A 20557-nucleotide genomic window follows, 5' to 3' on the forward strand; every position below is an offset into this window, starting at 1 on the left:
GAACGGTTGGGGCCTTCGGCTGCCCTGACGGGCGGGTGCGGAGGATACGAGATTCGAACTCGTGAGGGGTTGCCCCCAACACGCTTTCCAAGCGTGCGCCCTAGGCCACTAGGCGAATCCTCCGCCGCAAACAATACAAGACGTTGGGGAGTGCTCGCGAACACGATCCCGAGGTCGCCGTCGTGATCGTCTCCGGCGCCCTCCCCGGCCGGGACCGGCGTCGCTTCCGGCCCGGGGGATCCGCTACTGTGGGGGCCAGCCCCTCACGTGGCGCTATCTGACTGAACTCCCCCAGGGCCGGAAGGCAGCAAGGGTAGGTCGGCTCTGGCGGGTGCGTGGGGGGCGCTTTGCGTTCGGGGCGGTCCAGGTTGTCAGTGGTCCCCATTAACCTCGTATGCGTGTCGTCTCTCGCGCTGTACCGCCGCTATCGCCCGGAGTCGTTCGCCGAGGTCATCGGGCAGGAGCATGTAACCGACCCGCTGCAGCAGGCGCTGCGCAACAACCGGGTCAATCACGCCTACCTGTTCAGTGGCCCCCGCGGCTGCGGCAAGACGACGAGCGCGCGCATCCTGGCCCGTTGTCTCAACTGTGAGCAAGGTCCCACTCCCACGCCCTGCGGCGAGTGCCAGTCCTGCCGCGACCTCGCGCGCAACGGACCGGGCTCGATCGACGTCATCGAGATCGACGCCGCGTCGCACGGTGGCGTGGACGACGCCCGCGACCTGCGCGAGAAGGCCTTCTTCGGCCCGGCGAGCAGTCGCTACAAGATCTACATCATCGACGAGGCCCACATGGTCACCTCGGCGGGCTTCAACGCCCTCCTGAAGGTGGTCGAGGAGCCCCCGGAGCACCTCAAGTTCATCTTCGCGACGACCGAGCCCGAGAAGGTCATCGGCACGATCCGTTCGCGTACGCACCACTACCCCTTCCGGCTCGTCCCGCCCGGCACCCTCCGTGAGTACCTGGCAGAGGTCTGCGGCCGCGAGGAGATGACCGTCGAGGACGGGGTGTTCCCGCTGGTCGTGCGCGCGGGCGCGGGTTCGGTGCGTGACTCCATGTCCGTCATGGACCAGCTGCTCGCCGGTGCGACCGAGACGGGTGTGACGTACGCCATGGCGACGTCCCTGCTCGGGTACACGGACGGTTCACTGCTCGACTCCGTGGTGGAGGCCTTCGCCTCCGGGGACGGGGCCGCCGCCTTCGAGGTCGTGGACCGCGTCATCGAGGGGGGCAACGACCCGCGGCGCTTCGTCGCCGACCTCCTGGAGCGGCTGCGCGACCTGGTGATCCTCGCGGCCGTGCCGGACGCCGCCGAGAAGGGCCTCATCGACGCCCCCGTCGACGTCGTCGAGCGGATGCAGGCGCAGGCCGGTGTCTTCGGCGGCGCCGAGCTCAGCCGCGCCGCCGACCTCGTGAACGACGGCCTGACCGAGATGCGCGGCGCCACCTCGCCGAGGCTCCAGCTGGAGCTGATCTGCGCGCGCGTGCTGCTCCCCGCGGCGTACGACGACGAGCGTTCCGTGATGGCCCGCCTCGACCGCCTGGAGCGCGGCGGGAACTTCGTCCCCGGTGGCCAGGGCGCGGCCCCCGCGATGGGGTACGTCCCCGGGCCCGAGGCCCACGCGGGCGTGCCGCAGCCCGCCGTCGCCATGCCCCAGGGTGGGACCGAGCCGGTTCCGCAGGGGCCGCCGGTGCCGCCCGGCGGAGGCCCCGCGGCCGCGCGGGCCGCGGTCCGTGGCGCGGGCCCCGGTTCCCCGGCGCCGCAGGCCCCGGAGGCCGCCGCGCCGCCCGCCCCTGCCGCCCCCGCCCCTACGCCCGCTCCCGCACCTGCCCCCGCTCCCGCGGCACCCCAAGCCCCGCCCGCTGCCGCCGCGCCTCCCGCCGAGCGTCGGCCCGGTGGCTGGCCCACGGCGTCCGCGCCCGGCAGTGGCCCCGCCGCTCCGGAGACGCCGCGTCCGGGTGGCTGGCCCACCGCCGCGTCCGCGGGTTCCGGCGCCCCGGCCCCGCAGGCCGCACCGCAGCAGCAGCCGTCCGCCCCGGTCCACCAGGCGCCCGCGGCCCAGCCCGCCGCCCCCGCCCCCATGGCGGCGGCCCCCGCGGGCGGGCCCGACCCGCGCACCCTCTGGCCGAACATCCTGGAGGCGGTGAAGAACCGCCGCCGCTTCACCTGGATCCTGCTCAGCCAGAACGCGCAGGTGGCGGGGTTCGACGGCACGACCCTCCAGATCGGCTTCGTGAACGCGGGAGCGCGCGACAACTTCGCGAGCAGCGGCAGCGAGGACGTGCTCCGGCAGGCGCTCTCCGAGCAGTTCGGCGTGCAGTGGAAGGTCGAGGCGATCGTCGACCCGTCGGGCGGCTCCGCGCCGCCGCCCGCCGCGGTCAACTTCGGCGGCGCCCCCGTGGCGCGCCCCTCGGCCCCGCCGCAGCCGACCCCGCCACCGGCCGCCGCCCCGCAGCCCTCGGCCCCGCCGCAGGCCCCGGCCCCGGAGCCCACACCGGCCCCCCGCTCGGCGCCCGCCCCGGAGCACGTGTCCCCCGAGGACGACACCCCTGAGGACGACGACCCGGACCTGGTCGAATCGGCCCTCTCCGGCCACGACCTGATCATGAGAGAACTGGGCGCGACGGTGGTCGACGAATACCCGAACGAATAACCCGGGCCCCACCCCCGCCCCTACGCCCACCGCCCGGTGCGGAGTCACGGGTGGGCGGGTGGGCGCGGATCCGCCGCGGAGCGGCGGGACGGGCACGGCGGACGCGAGCGGCCGAACGGCGAGGAACCACAGCAGACGGGCCCCTACGCCCACCGCCCGGTGCAGAGCAACGGTGGGCACGGATCCGTCGCGAAGCGGCGGGACGGGCACGACGGATGCCCCCCCTCCCGCACGGCGGGGACCACAGCGGACGGGGGCCAACGCGCAGACCGGCCTGGAGGAACGTACAAGAGGCCCAGGGGCCAGACCTGGCAGCCCGTACAAAGCAAGGCACCGACCCCGGCTAGGCTGACCACCGTGAAGGTCCTCGTCATCGGCAGTGGTGCCCGCGAACACGCCCTGTGCCGCTCTCTGTCCCTCGACCCCGCCGTCTCCGAGCTGCACTGCGCCCCCGGCAACGCCGGCACCGCAGAGGTGGCACGGACGCACCGGGTCGACGCCCTCGACGGCGCCGCGGTGGCCGCGCTCGCCAGAAAGATCGGTGCCGGGCTCGTCGTCGTGGGCCCGGAGGCCCCGCTCGTCGCGGGCGTCGCCGACGCCGTGCGCGCCGAGGGCATCCCCTGCTTCGGGCCCTCGGAGGAGGCCGCCCAGCTGGAGGGCTCCAAGGCGTTCGCGAAGGACGTGATGGCCGGCGCGAGCGTGCCGACCGCCCGGTCCTACGTCTGCACGACCCCGGAAGAGATCGACGCGGCCCTCGACGCCTTCGGAGCGCCGTACGTCGTCAAGGACGACGGGCTCGCCGCGGGCAAGGGCGTCGTCGTCACCGACGACGTGGAGGCCGCCAGGAAGCACGCGCTGGCCTGCGATCGCGTGGTCATCGAGGAGTTCCTCGACGGCCCCGAGGTCTCCCTGTTCGCGATCACCGACGGCGAGACCGTCGTACCGCTGCAGCCCGCCCAGGACTTCAAGCGCGCGCTCGATGGCGACGAGGGCCCCAACACCGGCGGCATGGGCGCGTACTCGCCGCTGCCCTGGGCCGACCCGAAGCTGGTCGACGAGGTGCAGCGGACGGTCCTGCAGCCCACCGTGGACGAGCTGCGGCGGCGCGGCACCCCGTTCTCCGGGTTGCTCTACGCCGGTCTGGCGATCACGAGCCGCGGCGTACGGGTCATCGAGTTCAACGCCCGCTTCGGCGACCCCGAGACCCAGGTCGTCCTCGCCCGTCTGCGGACCCCGCTCGCCGGTGTCCTGCTGGCGGCGGCGGACGGCACGCTCGCCGATCTGCCCCCGCTGCGCTGGAGCGACGACGCCGCGGTGACCGTGGTCGTCGCCTCGCACAACTACCCCGGTACGCCTCGCACGGGCGATCCCATCGAGGGGCTCGGCGACGTCGCGGCGCAGGATGCACCGGACGCGTACGTCCTGCACGCCGGGACGAAGCTCGACGGCGACGCGGTCGTCAGCGCGGGCGGCCGCGTGCTCTCCGTGACGGCGGTCGGCGCCGGGCTAGGCGAGGCCCGTGAGCGCGCCTACGCGGCGCTCTCCCGCATCCGCCTGGACGGCTCGCAGCACCGCACCGACATCGCCGCGAAGGCGGCCGCCGAGGCCGAGTAGGCCGCCGCGTACGTGACCCGGGAGTAACTTCCGGCCATTCTCACGCTCGGCGAAGCCCCGGATCTGACACTGGATCCGGGGCTTTTTCAGCAGCCACCTTTAGCCAAAGCCATTCCATCGGGTGACCGCTGGCCCATCCGGCTGACGGGTCCCCGCACCCCAACTAGGGTGCGGCGCAAGCGGTTCAGGGCGCCCAGAGCCAAACAGACCACCGGCATTGCGATGTCGGTGGCGGGTGCCACAGTGGGGGAGTGAGCAACACCAACGCCATTGATGTGCGCTGCCGGCCCCGGCCGGCGGCCGAGGAGTAGGCAGCAGGGGGTGCCATCGGTCGTGTCAGGTATGGGTGTGGAGGTGGGTGCGCAGGCCGCGCGCTCGCGGGCTCTCGCCGTGCTGCGTCTGCGCAGCAGGGCGCTGGCCGTCGCCCTGCTGCCCGCGGCCGTCGCCGTCGTGCTCATCGCGGGTGGGGTCACGGGCCATGTCGGCGGCGGGAGTTGGGACGTCGTGCGCTGGGTCGTGTCGGCCGTGGCGGTCGTCGTGCTGCTCGCGGCGGCGGCCGTCGCGCTGGTCGTGGCCAGGGCCAGACCCGCCCTGAGCCCCACGGTCCCGATCGCCGAGGAGTCGGCCCCCGATCTGTACCGCCTGGTCCGTGACCTCGCCGACCGCCTCGACGTGCCCGCGCCCTCGGCCATAGCGCTCACCCCGGACTGCGACAGCTGGCTTGAGGACCGCACCCACCCGGCGCACGGCCCGCCCGCGGGCCGGGACACCGCCGCGCCCGCGTCCGGCGCCGACGAGCCCACCGACGGCGTACGGGGCGGTCGCGCACCGCAGCGCGGGGCCACCGCCGCGCCCGTGCTCGTCATCGGCTCCCCGTTCCTGTGGTGGATGCGGGTCGGCGAGCTGCGCGCGGTGCTCGCACCCGTCGTGGCGGGCACGGGACCCTCCGCGCACCCCGACATAGCGGCGGCCAGGCGCTTCGTGCGGGGCCTCGACGCGGCCGTCGCGGTCACCTCCGCACCGGGCCGCGGGCCCCTCGCGCGCGTGGTGCTCGGCGGCATCGGCTGGGTCGCCCGGCTGCTCCTGCGCAGCTGCCGCGGGCACGCCGCCGAGATGGAGCGGGGCGTCGCCGCGGCCGCCGCCGAGCGCGCCCAGACCGTGGACTACGGAGTGCGGATCGTCGCCCAGGAGCAGGTCGGCCTGGCGTACGCGGGATGGGACCGGCTGCTCACCCGCGTCGCGCTGCCCGCCTGGCGCATGGGCCGCTGGCCGTCCCGGCTCGACGCGGGCGTGGTCTCCGCGCTCACCGAGCTCTCCCGCAGGGACCGCCTCGCCGAGGGCTTCGCCTCGCGCCTGGGGGAGCGGCCCGCCTGCGACCTCCTGGAGGAGCCGGGTTCGGTGGACGAGGCCGCCTCGCTGCTCGCCGCCAGGCTCTTCCACGGCGGCCCCGCGGAGAACGGGCCGGACTGGGCCCCGGTGGCCTGGCAGGAGTATCCGGACGAGGTCGTGGACCGCAAGTGGCGCATGGACGCCGCCCGGCTGCACCGCGTCCTGGACTCCCTCGGCGTCCGCCACTCCGCCGACCCGACGGCCCCCGACCCCGACGGCCCGACCCTCGGCCGGGTCCTGGACCACCTGACGACGGCCGACGCGGGCGTCCTGGGCATCCCGGACGCCGTGGACGCTCCGGACCTCTCCCACGCCCCGGACCCGTCGACCGTCCCGTACGGCACGGCCCCCGAGCACGCCGGATCGTTCTTCCCCGCCGAGTCGGACGACGAGGCCGACGAGGACAGCCGCGGCGGGATGCTGGCCGCCGGCCTCACCGCCGAGCTCGCCCGCGAGGAGGCCGCGGCGCCGCCCCGCTCCGCCCCGGCGGGCCAGGGCCCCGACGAGGCGCTCTGGGACGACGGCGCGCTCCCGCTCTTCCCGCTGCAACCGCCGCGTACGGGACGTGAGTTGCTGGCCGACCACGTCACGGCGATGGTGTGCTGCGCCGCGGTCGACACCGCGGGCGCCGCGCCCGGCCTCGACTGGCTGGACGGCCCGTCCCTGCTGGTCGACGGCGAGCGTGCGGCGGATCTCGCGCCGCGTGTCCTGAGCCTCGTCGAGGATGGTGACCCGGTGCCCCTGCGGGACTGGCTGGCGCGTCTCGGTGTGCGTCCGGAGAAGCCGGTCCGGCTGGTCTGAGTCCTGCCCTCACCCGCACCCACGGCCCCCGCCGCCCCGCGCGGACCCGGCCCGCCCCCGGGCGAGCCGAAATTCGACCTTGATCCGTCCCTGGACCGAACCGATCCGGCCACGCCCCCGAACCCCTCTCGCCGAGCCGCCCGGTGTCGCCCCGATCCGCCCCGATCCGCCCCCGAGCTCCTCCGGACCCCACTCCGCCCCCACCCCAATTTCGCGCCGCCCCCACCCCCTCCGGGGAAGAAACCGCAGGCGAACGCCACCCCTCGCGCCACCCCACCCGGAAGCCCATGTTCCGTTCACGTCAATTCGCGACGAACGGTGACGGGGTGCGTGCGTAATGTGATGTGCTGGGACCGGTCGCCGGGCCGTGCGCGGCAGTGGCGGCACCGTCTCGGGGGAGCGAGGGAGGGGACAACGCATGGGGTCGGAGCCGATCCGCCGCTGGGAATCGGGCGCACTCGCGCATGCCGTGTCGGACCCTTTCGGCCAGGGCCCGCTGCCCTGGCTGCGCGGACCCGAGCACTACTTCGACGACACGGGCAAGGTCGTCCCCTGGTACATCGACCACGCCCCGGCCCCGGGCGCGAACATCCCGGCACCCCGCACCGGCGGCCCGCGCAACGCGGACGACGTGCACTGCCAGATCAAGGGCTTCACCTCCACCGGCGCCGCCGCCCCCGGTGAGGCGATCGACTTCCACGTCACCGTGGACCCGCCCCAGCAGTTCAGCGTCGACATCTACCGGATCGGGCACTACGGAGGGGACGGCGCCAGCAAGATCACCACCAGCCCCCGGCTCTCCGGCATCGTCCAGCCGGCCCCGCTCACCGCGGACCGCACGGTCTCCTGCCACCACTGGTGGCTCTCCTGGCGCCTGCAGATCCCGAGCTACTGGAGCATCGGGGCGTACGTGGCCGTGCTCACGACCGCCGACGGGTACCGCTCGCACGTCCCCTTCACGGTCCGCGACAGCCACCCCGCCGACCTCCTGCTGCTCCTGCCCGACGTGACCTGGCAGGCGTACAACCTCTACCCCGAGGACGGCCGCACGGGCGCCAGCCTCTACCACGCGTGGGACGAGCGGGGCGGGCTCCTCGGCGAGAGCGAGGCGGCCGTCACGGTCTCCTTCGACCGGCCGTACGCGGGCGCGGGACTGCCCCTGCACGTGGGCCACGCCTACGACTTCATCCGCTGGGCCGAGCGGTACGGATACGACCTGGCGTACGCCGACGCCCGCGACCTGCACGCGGGCCGCATCGACCCCACGCGCTACCGCGGCCTGGTCTTCCCCGGCCACGACGAGTACTGGTCGTCGAGCATGCGCCGCACCACGGAGCTGGCCCGCGAGCACGGCACGTCCCTGGTCTTCCTCTCCGCCAACACCATGTACTGGCAGGTGGAGTTGGGCCCCTCGCCGTCCGGCGTCGCGGACCGCCTGCTGACCTGCCGCAAGCGCCGGGGCCCCGGCAGGCCCGCCCTCTGGCGCGAGCAGGACAGGGCGGAGCAGCAGCTGCTCGGCATCCAGTACGCGGGCCGCGTCCCCGAGCCGCAGCCCCTCGTCGTCCGCAACGCCGACCACTGGCTGTGGGAGGCGACCGGCGCGCACGAGGGCGACGAGATCGAGGGCCTGGTCGCGGGCGAGGCCGACCGCTACTTCCCGCGTACGCCGCTCCCGGAGCACCAGGGCCGCATGCTGCTCTCCCACTCCCCGTACACGGACACGGAGGGGGCGACGCGCCACCAGGAGTCGTCGCTCTACCGCGCCCCGTCCGGCGCCCTGGTCTTCGCCTCGGGCACCTTCGCCTGGTCACCGGCGCTGGACCGCCCCGGCCACGTGGACACCCGCGTCCAGCGGGCCACGGCCAACCTCCTCGACCGCATCTGCAAGCGGGACTGATCCTTCCGCCCGCGCCACGTCCCACGGCTGCCCCGCGCCCGCCCCACTCCGCTCCGCTCGACCCCTGGCCAGGACCGCGTTCCCGATACGGGAGAATCGAGAGCACTTGGCCAGAACCACGGGGAGGAACCGTGTCCGGATTCGTAGAAAAGCCCGAGCCTCTTGAGGTTCCGGGCCTGGTCCACCTCCACACCGGCAAGGTGCGCGAGCTGTACCAGAACGAGGCGGGCGAGCTCGTCATGGTCGCCAGCGACCGCATGTCCGCCTATGACTGGGTGCTGCCCTCGGAGATCCCCGACAAGGGCCGCGTCCTCACCCAGCTCTCCCTGTGGTGGTTCGACCAGCTCGCGGACCTCGTCCCGAACCATGTGATCTCCACGGAGCTGCCCGCGGGCGCCCCCGCCGACTGGGCCGGCCGCACCCTGGTCTGCAAGTCCTTGGAGATGGTCCCCGTCGAGTGCGTGGCCCGCGGCTACCTCACCGGGTCGGGGCTCCTGGAGTACGACGAGTCGCGCACCGTCTGCGGCCTCGCCCTGCCCGAGGGCCTGGTCGACGGCTCCGAGCTGCCCGCGCCGATCTTCACGCCCGCCGCGAAGGCCGCCGTCGGCGAGCACGACGAGAACGTGTCGTACGAGGAGGTCGCCCGCGAGGTCGGCGCGGAGACCGCCGCCCAGCTGCGCCAGACGACCCTCGCGGTCTACGGCAGGGCGCTGGACGTCGCGCGCGAGCGGGGCCTGATCCTCGCGGACACGAAGTTCGAGTTCGGCTTCGAGGGCGAGGACCTCATCCTCGCCGACGAGGTGCTGACCCCGGACTCCTCCCGCTTCTGGCCCGCGGACCAGTGGGAGCCGGGCCACGCCCAGCCGTCCTACGACAAGCAGTTCGTGCGCGACTGGCTGACCTCGCCCGCCTCGGGCTGGGACCGCAAGAGCGAGCAGCCGCCGCCCGCGCTGCCGCAGGACGTGGTGGACGCCACCCGCGCCAAGTACGTCGAGGCGTACGAGCGCCTGACCGGCACCGCCTGGTAACGCCGCACACGAAGAAGGCCCCGGTCCACTGGACCGGGGCCTTTCAACTGGAGCGGACGACCAGGTTCGAACTGGCGACCTCAACCTTGGCAAGGTTGCGCTCTACCAACTGAGCTACGTCCGCAGTGCGCCGAAGCGCGAGCCCAACTATACCCAACCTCGCTCGCGTGCGAGACGCACTGCCGCATGACGGTTCTCGGCGCCGATCTTGGTGGCCGCCGACGAGAGGTAGTTGCGGACGGTTCCCTGCGAGAGCGCGGCCCGTTCGGCGATCTCCGCGACGGGTGCGCCGTCGGCGGCGAGTTCGAGAACCTCGGCCTCCCTGGCGGTCAGCGGCGAGTCCCCCGCGGAGATCGCGTCGGCCGCCAACTCCGGGTCCACGTAACGGTTTCCCGCGTGTACGGCACGGATGATCTCGGCGAGTTTCTGCGCGCTCACGGTCTTCGGCACGAAGCCGCGCACGCCCACCGCGAGGGCCCGCTTGAGATGTCCGGGTCTGCCATGGCTCGTCACGATCATGGTCCGGCACTCGGGGAGTTCGGCGCGCAGGGATGTGGCGACACTCACACCGTCGGCGCCCGGCATCTCCAGATCGAGCACCGCGACGTCGGGCCGGTGCGCCCGTGCCATGGCGAGCGCCTCGGGCCCGGTCGCCGCCTCCGCGACGACCACGAGGTCGTCCTCCAGGGCGAGCAGGGCGGCGAGCGCGCCCCGGATCAGATGCTCGTCGTCGGCGAGCAGGACGCGCAGGCTCACAGCAGCACCTCTTCCTTGTCGGGTCTCGCGGCGTCGGCGCGGGGCAGCGGTACTTCGGCGCGGAGCCGGAACCGCCCTCCCTCGGACGTGAAGTCCAGGGTCCCGTCCACCGCGGCGAGCCGCTCCCTGAGCCCGGCGAGCCCGGATCCCGTGCGGGTTCCCGTACCGGATCCCGTGCCGGGTGCCGCGTCCTCCGGCACCCCGTCGTTCTCGACGACCAACGTCGTACGCTCCCCCGTCACCGCGAGCGTGATGTCGCAGGTGCCCGCGTCGCCGTGCCGCAGCACGTTCGTCGCGGCCTCCCGCACGACCCAGCCGAGGGCCGACTGCACGGGGGCGGGCAGTCCCGCCGCGGATCCCGTCACCCGGCAGCTGATCCCGGCCGCCTCCAGAACGCCCTGCGCGCCGAGGAGTTCCACCCCGAGTTCCACCTCCCGGTAGCCCCGCACCAGTTCCCGTACCTCCCGCTGCGACTCCTGCGCGATCCGCTGGACCTCGACCATCTGATCGACGGCCTCGGGCCGCCCGCGCCGCGCGAGCTGCACCGCCAGTTCGCTCTTGAGCGCGATGACCGCGAGATTGCGGCCCATCACGTCGTGCATGTCGCGCCCGAACCGCAGCCGCTCCTCGGCGACCGCGAGCCGCGCCTCGACCTCGCGGGCCCGGTCGGCCTCCCACATCACGGAGAGCGTCCAGGCGCTGCACCGCGAGGAGAGCAGCGTCATGAGGCCGGCCAGACCGATGAGCGAGGCGAACGCGACGAGCTGACCGCCGCGCGCTCCGACGGCGGCGAAGGCGCCCACGATCGCCGCGTCGAGCAGCGCGAAGCGGGCGAGGAAGGTCCTGACGGGCACGGCGAAGGCGAGCGACTGGCCGAGGGGGATCACCAGGAACAGGACGGTGAGGCCCATCATGCCGTCCTTGACGCCGTCGACCGCCTGGAGGCCGAGCGCGAGCCCCAGCGTGACGGCCAGCAGGGCGCACGTCACGGTGAGGTCGCGGCGGGGCATCCCGGCCCGGTTCAGATAGTGGTCGACCGACCGCCGCACCGAACGGTTGGCGTGCACGCACTGCGCGAAGGCCGCCGCGATCAGCGTCCAGCCGAGCACGTGTGCGACGGTGTCGTCCCGCAGGCCCAGCGCGAGCGGCACCGAGTTCCAGCTGAAGAAGAAGATCCACGGCATGGCGTGCCACATGGCCATGCTCTGGAGTTCGACCTTCTCGATCTTGGTGCGGTCGTGCCAGCCGCGCTGCCAGCCCCGCATCCGGCCGAGTAGCACCCTGCCGCCTCCCTCAGTGCCGGGGTTCCCAGCGGAACCACCGTCGTACAGCAAACACCGAGAGCAGGGTCCAGGCCACCGTCGTGGCCACGGCGGTCAGCACGTCGCCGTTGGACAGGTGACCGGCCCAGCCGCCGCGGATCAGCTCGATGACGGACGAGAGCGGGAGCAGCTCGGCGACCGCCGCGACCTTGTCGGGCATGACCTCGAACGGGATGAAGAGTCCGGAGCCGAGCATCGAGATGAAGATCATCGGCATGCTCAGGACCTGCGCCGACTCGATGGACCTGGCGAAGCTTCCGGTGACGGCCGCCAGCGCGGCGAACATCACCACGCCCGCCGCGATGCCGAGGACGACGAGGTGCGGCGCGCTCGGTGCCCCCGCGTCCAGGAGGACCAGGCAGCCCGCGATGAGGATCACGGACTGCACGAGCCCGATGACGACGGACGGCAGCGCGGCGCCCACCAGGATCTCGTGGTCGCGCAGTTCGCCGGTGCGCAGCCGCTTGAGTACGAGCTCCTCGCGCCGGGCCACGTAGACGGCGGTCAGCGCGGAGTACACGGCGAAGAGCAGGGAGAAGCCGAGGGCGCTCGGCAGCACGACGGTGCCGACGGAGAGCCCGGTCCCCTTGAGGTCCATGCCTTCGGCGGCCTGCTTCATGCTGACCGGGATGATGAACGGCACGAACAGCGCCGCGAACAGGGTTCCCTTGCTCCGCCCGAGCAGGGTCAGTTCCGCACGGGCGAGCGCCCGCATCCGCCCCACCGGCGTCGTGGTCATGGCCACCGCGCTCATACCGCCATCTCCTTCTCGGCGAGGCGCCCCTGGGAGCCTTCGGCCGTTCCGCTCTGCGCGTTCTTGGCGATCCGCAGGAACGCCTCCTCCAGCGTGGCCGCCCGTACGTCGAGGGAGCCCAGTTCGACCCGTGCGTCGCGGGCCCACAACAGCAGCCCCGTGGCGGCCCGTTGCAGTTCGTCCGTGCGCAGCTTGATCCGGCGCCCGGTCGTCTCGTGCCCGGTCACGCCGAGTTCGGCGAGCGGCGGCAGGTCGCCGACGAAGTACCCGTCGGGCAGTTCGAAGGAGATGTGCGAGGGCTGCGAGGCGACCACGTCGGCGACGCGGCCCTCGGCGGCGATGCGGCCCTCGTGCAGGATCGCGAGCCGCTCGGCGAGCGCCTCGGCCTCTTCGAGGTAGTGGGTGGTGAGCAGGACCGTCGTGCCGTTGTCGCGCAACTGGCGGACCAACTCCCAGGTCTCGCGGCGCCCTTCGGCGTCGAGTCCGGTGGTGGGTTCGTCGAGGAAGAGCACCTCGGGCCGGCCCAGGAGCGCCATGGCGAGGTCGAGCCGGCGCTTCTCGCCGCCGGAGAGCTGCTTCACGCGGACGTCCGCGCGCTTGGCGATCCCGACGATCTCCAGGGCCTCGGTGACGGGCCGGGCGCCGCTGGTGCAGCCCGCCCACATCCGCGCGGTCTCGGCGACCGTCAACTCGGCGGGGAAGCCGCCCTCCTGGAGCATGACGCCGATGCGCGGGCGTACGGCGGCGCGTTCGGTGTAGGGGTCGTGTCCGAGCACCCGCACCCGCCCGGCGGCCGGTGCCGCGAGCCCTTCGAGGAGTTCGACGGTGGATGTCTTCCCGGCGCCGTTGGTGCCGAGCAGTGCGAAGAGCTCACCCTGTCCCACGGAGAAGGAAATCCCTCGTACCGCCTCGAAACCGCCCCCGTACACGCGCCGTAGATCGGTCACGTCGATCACTTGGTCAGTCATGACTTCAGCGTCCCCCGGCCCGGTGGGCCCGAGCAGTGCGCGCTGTCATCGGCCCGTATGACAAATGTCAGAAGGGGTGAGGGAACGGAGAAGGCCCCGGTCCACTGGACCGGGGCCTCTCATCTGGAGCGAACGACGAGGTTCGAACTCGCGACCTCAACCTTGGCAAGGTTGCGCTCTACCAACTGAGCTACGTTCGCATTGCCTCCGACCAGCTCTCACTGATCGGCGCGGGCACCAGCCTACCGCAACCAGAGGACTGGTCCGTAAGCGATGCAGAGCGGGTGACAGGGATTGCACACTGCGCCTTCCCCCTGGAAGGGGGATGTTCTACTACTGAACTACACCCGCACGACTCCGTGGGTCCGGCCTTTCGGCCTTGCCCCTCGGCGTGCTCCAGACTTTAGCTGACCAGGAGGGGTGCAGCGCAAGTCGGTTGCCGCGAGGGGCCGGGGACCGCGTGGAGCGGGAGGTCAGTTGGCGGCCTCGAAGGCCTCGTAGACCTTCTTCGGGATGCGGCCGCGGGGCGGCACGTCCATCTGGTGCGAGCGGGCCCAGGCGCGGACCGCGGAGGGGTCGGGGCTCACCGCTGTGTGCCGGAACACCTTCCCGGACTTCGACTGCTTGCGGGCCGCCTCCAGGTACGGGGCAAGTGCCGTGCGCAGTTTCTTGGCATTGGTTTGATTGAGGTCGATCTCGTACGACTTGCCGTCAAGACCGAAGGCGACCGTTTCCGCCGCTTCCCCGCCGTCGATGTCGTCAAAGACAGTGACTACGACACGCTGCGCCACGAATATCGGTCCCTTCGCGCGGCTCGACCGCGTTGACGTGCGGTGATGCCGACTGTCCGGCTGTTTTGAGGCAAAGTATCGACTATTACCTTTTCCTTTGTACAGTGCCCGGCAATGCATTGTGAAGTCCGGCCGAATATCTCCGCGTGTCAGATGGCAATGTCGATCCGTGATCTTTTCCTGGATTCTTGGTGAAGGTGTCCTGTTCGAAACCTGCCGGGGCGTGCGAACGTGACCGTCATCACGTAGGTTGCTACGAATCTACGCGAGTAGAAATTTTGTGCCGGTAGTCTGAAGGAACCTGCTCAGCACCATGCAAGCAGCACACGCCAGCACCACACACCGGGAGTGCCAGTGGCACGCGTCGTAGTCGACGTCATGCTCAAGCCGGAGATCCTCGACCCCCAGGGCCAGGCGGTGCAGCGGGCACTGCCGCGCCTCGGTTTCCAGGGCATCTCCGACGTACGTCAGGGAAAGCGCTTCGAACTCGAGGTGGACGGGCCCGTCGACGACGCCGCCCTCGCCCGTATCCACGAGTTGGCGGAAACCTTCCTCGCCAACACCGTGATCGAGGACTTCGTCGTAAAGGTCGAAGACACCGAAGGCTCGGAGAAGGTGGCGGGGGTCGCGAAGTGACTGCTCGAATTGGAGTCGTCACTTTCCCGGGAACCCTCGACGACCGCGACACCCAGCGTGCCGTCCGCGTGGCGGGCGCCGAAGCCGTGCCGCTCTGGCACAAGGACAAGGACCTCAAGCAGGTCGACGCCGTGGTGCTGCCCGGTGGTTTCTCCTACGGCGACTATCTGCGGGCCGGCGCCATCTCGCGTTTCTCCCCGGTGATGGAGTCCGTCGTCGAGCAGGCGAAGGCCGGAATGCCGGTCCTCGGCATCTGCAACGGCTTCCAGGTGCTCACCGAGACGCACCTCCTGCCCGGCGCGATGCTGCGCAACAACCATCTGCACTTCATCTGCCGCGACCAGAAGCTGCGCGTGGAGTCGGACCGGACGGCCTGGACCGCGGACTACTCCGTCGGCCAGGAGATCTCCGTCCCGCTCAAGAACATCGACGGACGGTACGTCGCCGACGAGCGCACCCTGGACATGCTGGAGGCCGAGGGCCGCGTCGCCTTCCGCTACCTGGACATGAACCCCAACGGCTCGCTCCGTGACATCGCCGGCGTCACCAACGAGGCGGGCAACGTCGTCGGCCTCATGCCGCACCCCGAGCACGCGGTCGAGCCGCTGGTCGGGACCGGCCGCACCGACGGCCTCGGATTCTTCACCTCGATCCTGAAGAAGCTGGTCAACGCATGACTCTGGACACCGTCAAGCACGCGGCCGAGACGCCCGACGTCAAGCTGCCCTGGGCCGAACTGGGCCTGAAGGAAGACGAGTACGAGCGCGTCCGCGAGATCCTCGGCCGCCGCCCGACCGGCGCCGAGCTCGCCATGTACTCCGTCATGTGGTCCGAGCACTGCTCGTACAAGAGCAGCAAGATCCACCTGAAGCAGTTCGGCGAGAAGGTCCCCGAGAACGACGCGATGCTCGTCGGCATCGGCGAGAACGCGGGTGTGGTCGACGTCGGCCAGGGCTACGCGGTCACCTTCAAGGTCGAGTCGCACAACCACCCCTCCTACGTCGAGCCCTACCAGGGCGCGGCCACCGGTGTCGGCGGCATCGTCCGCGACATCATCGCGATGGGCGCCCGCCCGGTCGCGGTCGTGGACCCGCTGCGGATGGGCGCCGCCGATCACCCCGACACCAAGCGCGTGCTCCCCGGAGTCGTCGCGGGCATCGGTGGCTACGGCAACTGCCTGGGCCTGCCCAACATCGGCGGCGAGCTCGTCTTCGACGCCTGCTACCAGGGCAACCCGCTGGTCAACGCCGGTGCCATCGGCGTGATGCGGCACGAGGACATCCACCTGGCGAAGGCGTCGGGGCCCGGCAACAAGGTCATCCTGTACGGCGCCCGCACGGGCGGCGACGGCATCGGCGGCGCCTCGATCCTGGCGAGTGAGACCTTCGACGACACGAAGCCGTCGAAGCGCCCCGCCGTCCAGGTCGGCGACCCCTTCCAGGAGAAGCTCCTCATCGAGTGCACCCTGGAGGCCTTCGCCGAGAAGCTCGTGGTCGGCATCCAGGACCTGGGTGCGGCCGGGCTCTCCTGCGCGACCAGCGAGTTGGCGTCCAACGGCTCCGGCGGCATGCGCGTCGAGCTGGACGACGTGCCGCTGCGCGACTCCACGCTCACCCCTGAGGAGATCCTCATGAGTGAGTCGCAGGAACGCATGTGCGCGGTCGTCGAGCCCTCGAAGGTCGACCGCTTCCTGGAGATCTGCGAGAAGTGGGACGTCATCGCCACCGTCGTCGGTGAAGTGACGGACGGCGACCGCCTGGAGATCTTCTGGCACGGCGAGAAGATCGTCGACGTCGACCCGCGCACGGTCGCGCACGACGGCCCGGTCTACGAGCGCCCGTACGCCCGGCCGTCCTGGCAGGACGCGCTCCAGGCGGACGACGCGAACAAGCTGGCCCGTCCGGCGAACGCGGACGACCTGCGCGCGCAGGTCCTCAAGCTGGTCGGCGCGCCGAACCAGGCCGCCAAGTCCTGGGTCACCGACCAGTACGACCGTTTCGTGCAGGGCAACACCGTGCTCGCGCAGCCCGAGGACTCCGGGATGATCCGGGTCAACGAGGAGACGGGGCTCGGCGTCGCCATCGCCACCGACGGCAACGGCCGGTTCGCGAAGCTCGACCCGTACACGGGCGCGCAGCTCGCGCTCGCCGAGTCGTACCGCAACGTCGCCGCCTCCGGCGCGAAGCCCCTCGCGATCTCGGACTGCCTGAACTTCGGTTCGCCCGAGGACCCGGACGTCATGTGGCAGTTCGCCGAGGCCATCCGCGGCCTCGCGGACGGCTGCCTGGAGCTGGGCACCCCGGTCACCGGCGGCAACGTCTCGCTCTACAACCAGACGGGCGAGGCCGCGATCCACCCGACGCCGGTCGTCGCCGTCCTCGGTGTGATCGACGACGTGGCACGCCGTACGCCGATCGCCTTCAAGGAAGAGGGCCAGCTCCTCTACCTGCTCGGCGACACCCGCGAGGAGTTCGGCGGCTCGGCCTGGTCGCAGGTGGTCCACGGGCACCTCGGCGGACTGCCGCCCAAGGTCGACCTCGGGCGCGAGAAGCTGCTCGCCGAGATCCTCATCTCGGCCTCGCGCGACGGCATGATCGACGCGGCGCACGACCTGTCGGACGGCGGTCTCGTGCAGGCCGTCACCGAGTCCTGCCTGCGGGGCGGGCGCGGTGCGCGGCTCGTCGTGCCGGACGGCCTGGACGCGTTCACCTTCCTGTTCAGCGAGTCGGCGGGGCGCGCGGTCGTCGCCGTGCCGCGCAGCGAGGAGCTGCGCTTCACCGACATGTGCGGGGCGCGCGGTCTGCCCGCCACGCGCATCGGTGTGGTCGACGGTGACGCCGTCGACGTGCAGGGCGAGTTCACGCTGCCGCTGAGCGAGCTGCGCACGGCGCACGAGGAGACGATCCCGGGCCTCTTCGCCTGATCGTCCCGCTCCGAGAGCCCCCGCCAGGACCTGGTCCCGGCGGGGGCTTCGTCGTCTGCCACGGGGTACTCCACGGGGAATGCCACTTGATTGAAGTTACGTAATTACGTAATGTCGACGGCATGGATCTGGAGGAGCGCGTCGCCGAGCTCGAACGGCGCATGGCGGAGCTGGAGAGCGGGCAGGCGGCGCCCGCGCCCGCGCCCGCTGCCGGGGAGGGTGACTTCTGGGCCCTCGACGCGCTGAAGGCGCGGCATCCGGTGACCGAGGACAAGGACGGTGCCGTCCTGTTCACCGGGTCGGTGCGGGTGCCGACCGGGCACCGGTACGAGTGGCAGTACGGGCAGCTGACCGAGGCGCTGTTCGAGGGCGACTGGGCCGAGACGGCCGAGTCGTTCGCCGCGCTCGGCAATCCCGTGCGGCTCCGGCTGCTGCGGGAGATCCTCGGCGGCCTGCGCACCGCGGCCGAACTCGCCGCGCTCGACGACGTCGGCACGACCGGCCAGATCTACCACCACCTGCGCCAGCTGACCGGCGCGGGCTGGCTGCACACCGTGGGCCGCGGCCAGTACGAGGTGCCCGTCGGGCGGGTGGTGCCGCTGCTCGTGGTGCTCACGGCCGCGCGGCCCGTCACCTGACCGTTTTCCACGCACGTTTCCGTACGAGGGGGAAGTTGTGTCCGTACGTCTGCGCAAGACCGCCGTCCTGATCCAGCGCCTGCTGCTGCTGTTCGTCGCCGCCCACCTGGCCGTCGTCTTCACCGTGGACCCGCCGTCCTATCCGGGCTGGCTCGGCTTCGCCGCCGCCGTCGGGGTGTTCCTGATCAGCTATCTGCTCAGTGCCGACGCGCGCCGCGAGGCCAAGACGTCGGAGCCACCGGCGCCCGTCGAGGTCGCGCCGCCGGTCACCGGCCGCTGGTCCGCCCTGAACAGCCCCGCCGACAAGGTGCCGAGCCACGGCACGCGCGGCTACGGACAGGCGTACGCGATCGACGTCGTGGCCGAGCCGGACGAGGAGCCCCGCAGGCCCGCCTTCGCCTGGCTCTGGCCCGTGATGCGCGGCAACCGGGACTTCCCGGCCTTCGGGGCCCCGCTGCTGGCCGTCGCCGACGCGACCGTCGTGCACGCGGAGGACGGCCAGCGCGATCACCTCAGCCGCAACTCCCTCGCCGGATTCCTGTACTTGTTCGTCGTCGAGGGCTTCGGCAGGTCGCTCGGCGGCGCCCGCCGCATCGTCGGCAACCACGTCATCCTCGACCTCGGCGAGGGCACGTACGCCGCGTACGCGCACGTCCGGCGTGGCTCCCTGAAGGTCCGCGCCGGGGACAAGGTCGTCGCCGGTCAGGAGCTCGGCGGCTGTGGCAACTCCGGCAACTCCACCGAGCCGCACGTCCACTTCCAGCTGATGGACGGCCCCGACCTGGACACGGCGCGGGGTGTGCCCTTCATCTGGCGCGGCGTCGGCGTGCCCGCGAACGGCGAGGTCTTCACGGCCGCCCAGGATGAGCCGGTCAATCTTTAGACCTGGATGAAAATTCATCCTGGTACAGTGCGGCCATGGCTGAGGAACCCATGGGGCTGCGCGAGCGCAAGAAGCTCCAGACCGCGACGCGGATCTGGCGGACCGCGCTCGACCTCTTCGTGGCGCGCGGCTTCGACAAGGTATCCGTCGCGGAGATCGCCGCGGCCGCCGAGGTCTCCAAGATGACCGTCTTCAACTACTTCGGCACCAAGGAGGACGTGCTCCTCGGCCCCATGGAGGAACACGTCGGGGACGCCGCCGACGCCGTGCGCCACCGGGCGCCCGGCGAGTCCGCGGTCGACGCGATCCGCCGCCAGTTCCTGGCCAAGGTCGCCGAGCGCGACCCCTCGGTCGGCCTCTCCGACGACCCGCGCCTGCTCCAGCTGCGCCAACTCGTCAGCGACACGCCCGCGTTGGCGCGCCGCGCGATGTTCTTCCAGCTGCGCGGCATCGAGCTGCTCGCCGACGTGCTCGCCGAGGAGACCGGCGACCGGCTGATGGCGGGCATAGCGGCCCACCAGCTCGTCGCGGCGCGGCACGCGGTGATCCTGGAGAACCACCGCCGTCTGGTCGCGGGCGACTCGGCGGAGGAGATGGCCGAGGACTGCGCGGCCCTCGCGGGACGCGCCTTCGACCTGGTGGAAAAGGGTCTGCAGGGCTATCCGGCGAACGCTTAGGCTCGGCCCCATGCCACCGGCCAAGAAGCGCACGCGCTCGTACGACTCCGCCAAGATCCGCACCGCCGTGCTCGCGCAGTTCGGCGCCGTAAGGGAAGCGGTCGCCACGCTCACCCCGGAGCAGCTCGCCCGGCCGACGCGGCTCGGAGACTGGACCGTACGCGAACTCGCCGCCCACCTCGCGATGGTGCTCGTCACCGTCGACCGCTACCTCGGCATGCCGGAACCGGCGAAGCACGAAGTCCCGCTCATGGACTGGCCGTTCGCCACGGTCACGGCGGCCGCGCAGGTCGACACGGACACCCGGGAGATCGCCGAGACGGCGGGCACGGAGCTCGACGAGCTCTTCACGCGCACGTTCACCGGCATCGAGGAGTCGCTGGCGGCGGCACCGGACGAGCGCCTGGTCCCGTCCCGCTTCGGCGCGATGACCCTCGGCGACTTCCTGGTCACCCGCACCGTCGAACTCACCGTCCACACCGACGACTTGAACGACGCGGTGCCGGGCCTGGACGTGCCGTACGACCGTCAGTGCGTGGCCGCCTGCACCCGGCTGCTCGCCGACGCGCTCGCGGTGAAGGCCCCCGGCGCCTCGACCGAGGTGCGCGTGCCGCCGTACGCGGTGGTGCAGTGCGTGGAGGGCCCCCGGCACACGCGCGGCACCCCGCCGAACGTCGTCGAGACCGACCCGCTCACCTGGATCCGCCTCGCGACCGGGCGTACGGACTGGGAGACGGCGCTCGACGAGGCGAAGGTCAGCGCGAGCGGCGAGCGGGCCGATCTGTCGGGGCTGCTGCCGATCATGGGCTGAGCCGCGGGCCGCGCG

17 protein-coding genes, 4 tRNA genes and 1 other RNA gene are annotated in these 20557 nt (G+C 72.0%); 13 read left to right on the forward strand and 9 right to left on the reverse strand.

Going from position 1 to position 20557, the window contains the following annotated elements; all coding sequences use genetic code 11:
- Positions 1-38: 38 nt before the first annotated feature.
- A tRNA-Ser gene (locus ACIO9J_RS27865) sits at positions 39-123 on the reverse strand.
- A gap of 131 nt (positions 124-254) precedes the next feature.
- On the opposite strand from ACIO9J_RS27865, the gene ffs reads away from it, so the two are divergent.
- The 6 genes from ffs (at position 255) to ACIO9J_RS27895 (ending at position 9383) form a co-directional block, all read left to right on the forward strand.
- Positions 255-353: signal recognition particle sRNA small type (gene ffs / locus ACIO9J_RS27870), an RNA gene on the forward strand.
- A gap of 45 nt (positions 354-398) precedes the next feature.
- Positions 399-2654: a DNA polymerase III subunit gamma and tau gene (locus ACIO9J_RS27875; protein WP_402005144.1), complete on the forward strand. Its 2256-nt coding sequence runs from the start codon at positions 399-401 to the stop codon at positions 2652-2654.
- A gap of 357 nt (positions 2655-3011) precedes the next feature.
- Complete coding sequence (gene purD / locus ACIO9J_RS27880; RefSeq protein WP_402005146.1) at positions 3012-4268, forward strand: phosphoribosylamine--glycine ligase; 1257 nt, start codon at positions 3012-3014, stop codon at positions 4266-4268.
- A 342-nt stretch (positions 4269-4610) separates the two neighbouring features.
- On the forward strand, positions 4611-6458 hold the full coding sequence (locus ACIO9J_RS27885) for a hypothetical protein (RefSeq protein WP_402005444.1): 1848 nt from the start codon (positions 4611-4613) through the stop codon (positions 6456-6458).
- 418 nt (positions 6459-6876) lie between these two features.
- Positions 6877-8355: a N,N-dimethylformamidase beta subunit family domain-containing protein gene (locus ACIO9J_RS27890; RefSeq protein WP_402005150.1), complete on the forward strand. Its 1479-nt coding sequence runs from the start codon at positions 6877-6879 to the stop codon at positions 8353-8355.
- Between the two features lie 131 nt (positions 8356-8486).
- The gene (locus ACIO9J_RS27895) at positions 8487-9383 is read left to right on the forward strand and encodes a phosphoribosylaminoimidazolesuccinocarboxamide synthase (protein ID WP_402005153.1); all 897 of its coding nucleotides are present in this window, start codon (positions 8487-8489) and stop codon (positions 9381-9383) included.
- A gap of 48 nt (positions 9384-9431) precedes the next feature.
- On the opposite strand, the gene ACIO9J_RS27900 is transcribed toward ACIO9J_RS27895, so the two are convergent.
- From ACIO9J_RS27900 to ACIO9J_RS27935, 8 genes are all read right to left on the reverse strand, one after another.
- Positions 9432-9507, reverse strand: a tRNA-Gly gene (locus tag ACIO9J_RS27900).
- A 23-nt stretch (positions 9508-9530) separates the two neighbouring features.
- Positions 9531-10139 (reverse strand): response regulator, encoded by a 609-nt coding sequence (locus tag ACIO9J_RS27905; protein WP_402005156.1) that lies wholly within the window; start codon positions 10137-10139, stop codon positions 9531-9533.
- Positions 10136-11419 carry a sensor histidine kinase gene (locus tag ACIO9J_RS27910; RefSeq protein WP_402005159.1) on the reverse strand — a complete coding sequence of 428 codons (1284 nt, stop codon included), beginning with the start codon at positions 11417-11419 and terminating at the stop codon, positions 10136-10138. The genes ACIO9J_RS27905 and ACIO9J_RS27910 overlap by 4 nt, the downstream gene beginning before the upstream one ends.
- Positions 11420-11432: 13 nt before the next feature.
- A complete protein-coding gene (locus tag ACIO9J_RS27915) occupies positions 11433-12215 on the reverse strand; it encodes an ABC transporter permease (protein ID WP_402005162.1) in 783 nt (260 codons plus the stop codon).
- Positions 12212-13183, reverse strand: coding sequence for an ABC transporter ATP-binding protein (locus tag ACIO9J_RS27920; protein WP_402005164.1), 972 nt, complete (start codon positions 13181-13183; stop codon positions 12212-12214). Before ACIO9J_RS27920 ends, ACIO9J_RS27915 begins: the two co-directional genes overlap by 4 nt.
- A gap of 124 nt (positions 13184-13307) precedes the next feature.
- A tRNA-Gly gene (locus tag ACIO9J_RS27925) sits at positions 13308-13383 on the reverse strand.
- A gap of 79 nt (positions 13384-13462) precedes the next feature.
- A tRNA-Gly gene (locus ACIO9J_RS27930) sits at positions 13463-13534 on the reverse strand.
- Positions 13535-13656: 122 nt separating this feature from the next.
- Entirely contained in the window at positions 13657-13974 is a 318-nt protein-coding gene (locus ACIO9J_RS27935) for an Lsr2 family protein (protein WP_402005167.1), read from the reverse strand.
- A 354-nt stretch (positions 13975-14328) separates the two neighbouring features.
- Here ACIO9J_RS27935 and purS point away from each other — a divergent pair, with 354 nt between their 5' ends.
- From purS to ACIO9J_RS27970, 7 genes are all read left to right on the forward strand, one after another.
- On the forward strand, positions 14329-14610 hold the full coding sequence (purS, locus tag ACIO9J_RS27940) for a phosphoribosylformylglycinamidine synthase subunit PurS (RefSeq protein ID WP_402005170.1): 282 nt from the start codon (positions 14329-14331) through the stop codon (positions 14608-14610).
- Positions 14607-15287 (forward strand): phosphoribosylformylglycinamidine synthase subunit PurQ, encoded by a 681-nt coding sequence (gene purQ, locus ACIO9J_RS27945; protein WP_402005173.1) that lies wholly within the window; start codon positions 14607-14609, stop codon positions 15285-15287. Before purS ends, purQ begins: the two co-directional genes overlap by 4 nt.
- The gene (gene purL, locus ACIO9J_RS27950) at positions 15284-17533 is read left to right on the forward strand and encodes a phosphoribosylformylglycinamidine synthase subunit PurL (protein WP_402005176.1); all 2250 of its coding nucleotides are present in this window, start codon (positions 15284-15286) and stop codon (positions 17531-17533) included. The genes purQ and purL overlap by 4 nt, the downstream gene beginning before the upstream one ends.
- A gap of 122 nt (positions 17534-17655) precedes the next feature.
- Positions 17656-18171 (forward strand): ArsR/SmtB family transcription factor, encoded by a 516-nt coding sequence (locus ACIO9J_RS27955; RefSeq protein ID WP_402005179.1) that lies wholly within the window; start codon positions 17656-17658, stop codon positions 18169-18171.
- Between the two features lie 37 nt (positions 18172-18208).
- Positions 18209-19054: a M23 family metallopeptidase gene (locus ACIO9J_RS27960; protein WP_402005182.1), complete on the forward strand. Its 846-nt coding sequence runs from the start codon at positions 18209-18211 to the stop codon at positions 19052-19054.
- 35 nt (positions 19055-19089) lie between these two features.
- Entirely contained in the window at positions 19090-19731 is a 642-nt protein-coding gene (locus tag ACIO9J_RS27965) for a TetR/AcrR family transcriptional regulator (protein ID WP_402005185.1), read from the forward strand.
- A 10-nt stretch (positions 19732-19741) separates the two neighbouring features.
- Entirely contained in the window at positions 19742-20542 is an 801-nt protein-coding gene (locus ACIO9J_RS27970; RefSeq protein ID WP_402005187.1) for a sterol carrier family protein, read from the forward strand.
- Positions 20543-20557 lie beyond the last annotated feature (15 nt).

Origin of the sequence: Streptomyces sp. NPDC087300 (assembly GCF_044744425.1) — a bacterium.
Classification (GTDB): Bacteria; Actinomycetota; Actinomycetes; order Streptomycetales; family Streptomycetaceae; genus Streptomyces.

Coding starts and splice junctions, on each gene's coding strand:
- ACIO9J_RS27885 (WP_402005444.1), top strand. CDS start 4,611: ATGGGTGTGGAGGTGGGTGCGCAGGCCGCGCGCTCGCGGGCTCTCGCC.
- ACIO9J_RS27890 (WP_402005150.1), top strand. CDS start 6,877: ATGGGGTCGGAGCCGATCCGCCGCTGGGAATCGGGCGCACTCGCGCAT.
- ACIO9J_RS27915 (WP_402005162.1), bottom strand. CDS start 12,215: ATGAGCGCGGTGGCCATGACCACGACGCCGGTGGGGCGGATGCGGGCG.
- ACIO9J_RS27920 (WP_402005164.1), bottom strand. CDS start 13,183: ATGACTGACCAAGTGATCGACGTGACCGATCTACGGCGCGTGTACGGG.
- purL (WP_402005176.1), top strand. CDS start 15,284: ATGACTCTGGACACCGTCAAGCACGCGGCCGAGACGCCCGACGTCAAG.
- ACIO9J_RS27955 (WP_402005179.1), top strand. CDS start 17,656: ATGGATCTGGAGGAGCGCGTCGCCGAGCTCGAACGGCGCATGGCGGAG.
- ACIO9J_RS27965 (WP_402005185.1), top strand. CDS start 19,090: ATGGCTGAGGAACCCATGGGGCTGCGCGAGCGCAAGAAGCTCCAGACC.
- ACIO9J_RS27970 (WP_402005187.1), top strand. CDS start 19,742: ATGCCACCGGCCAAGAAGCGCACGCGCTCGTACGACTCCGCCAAGATC.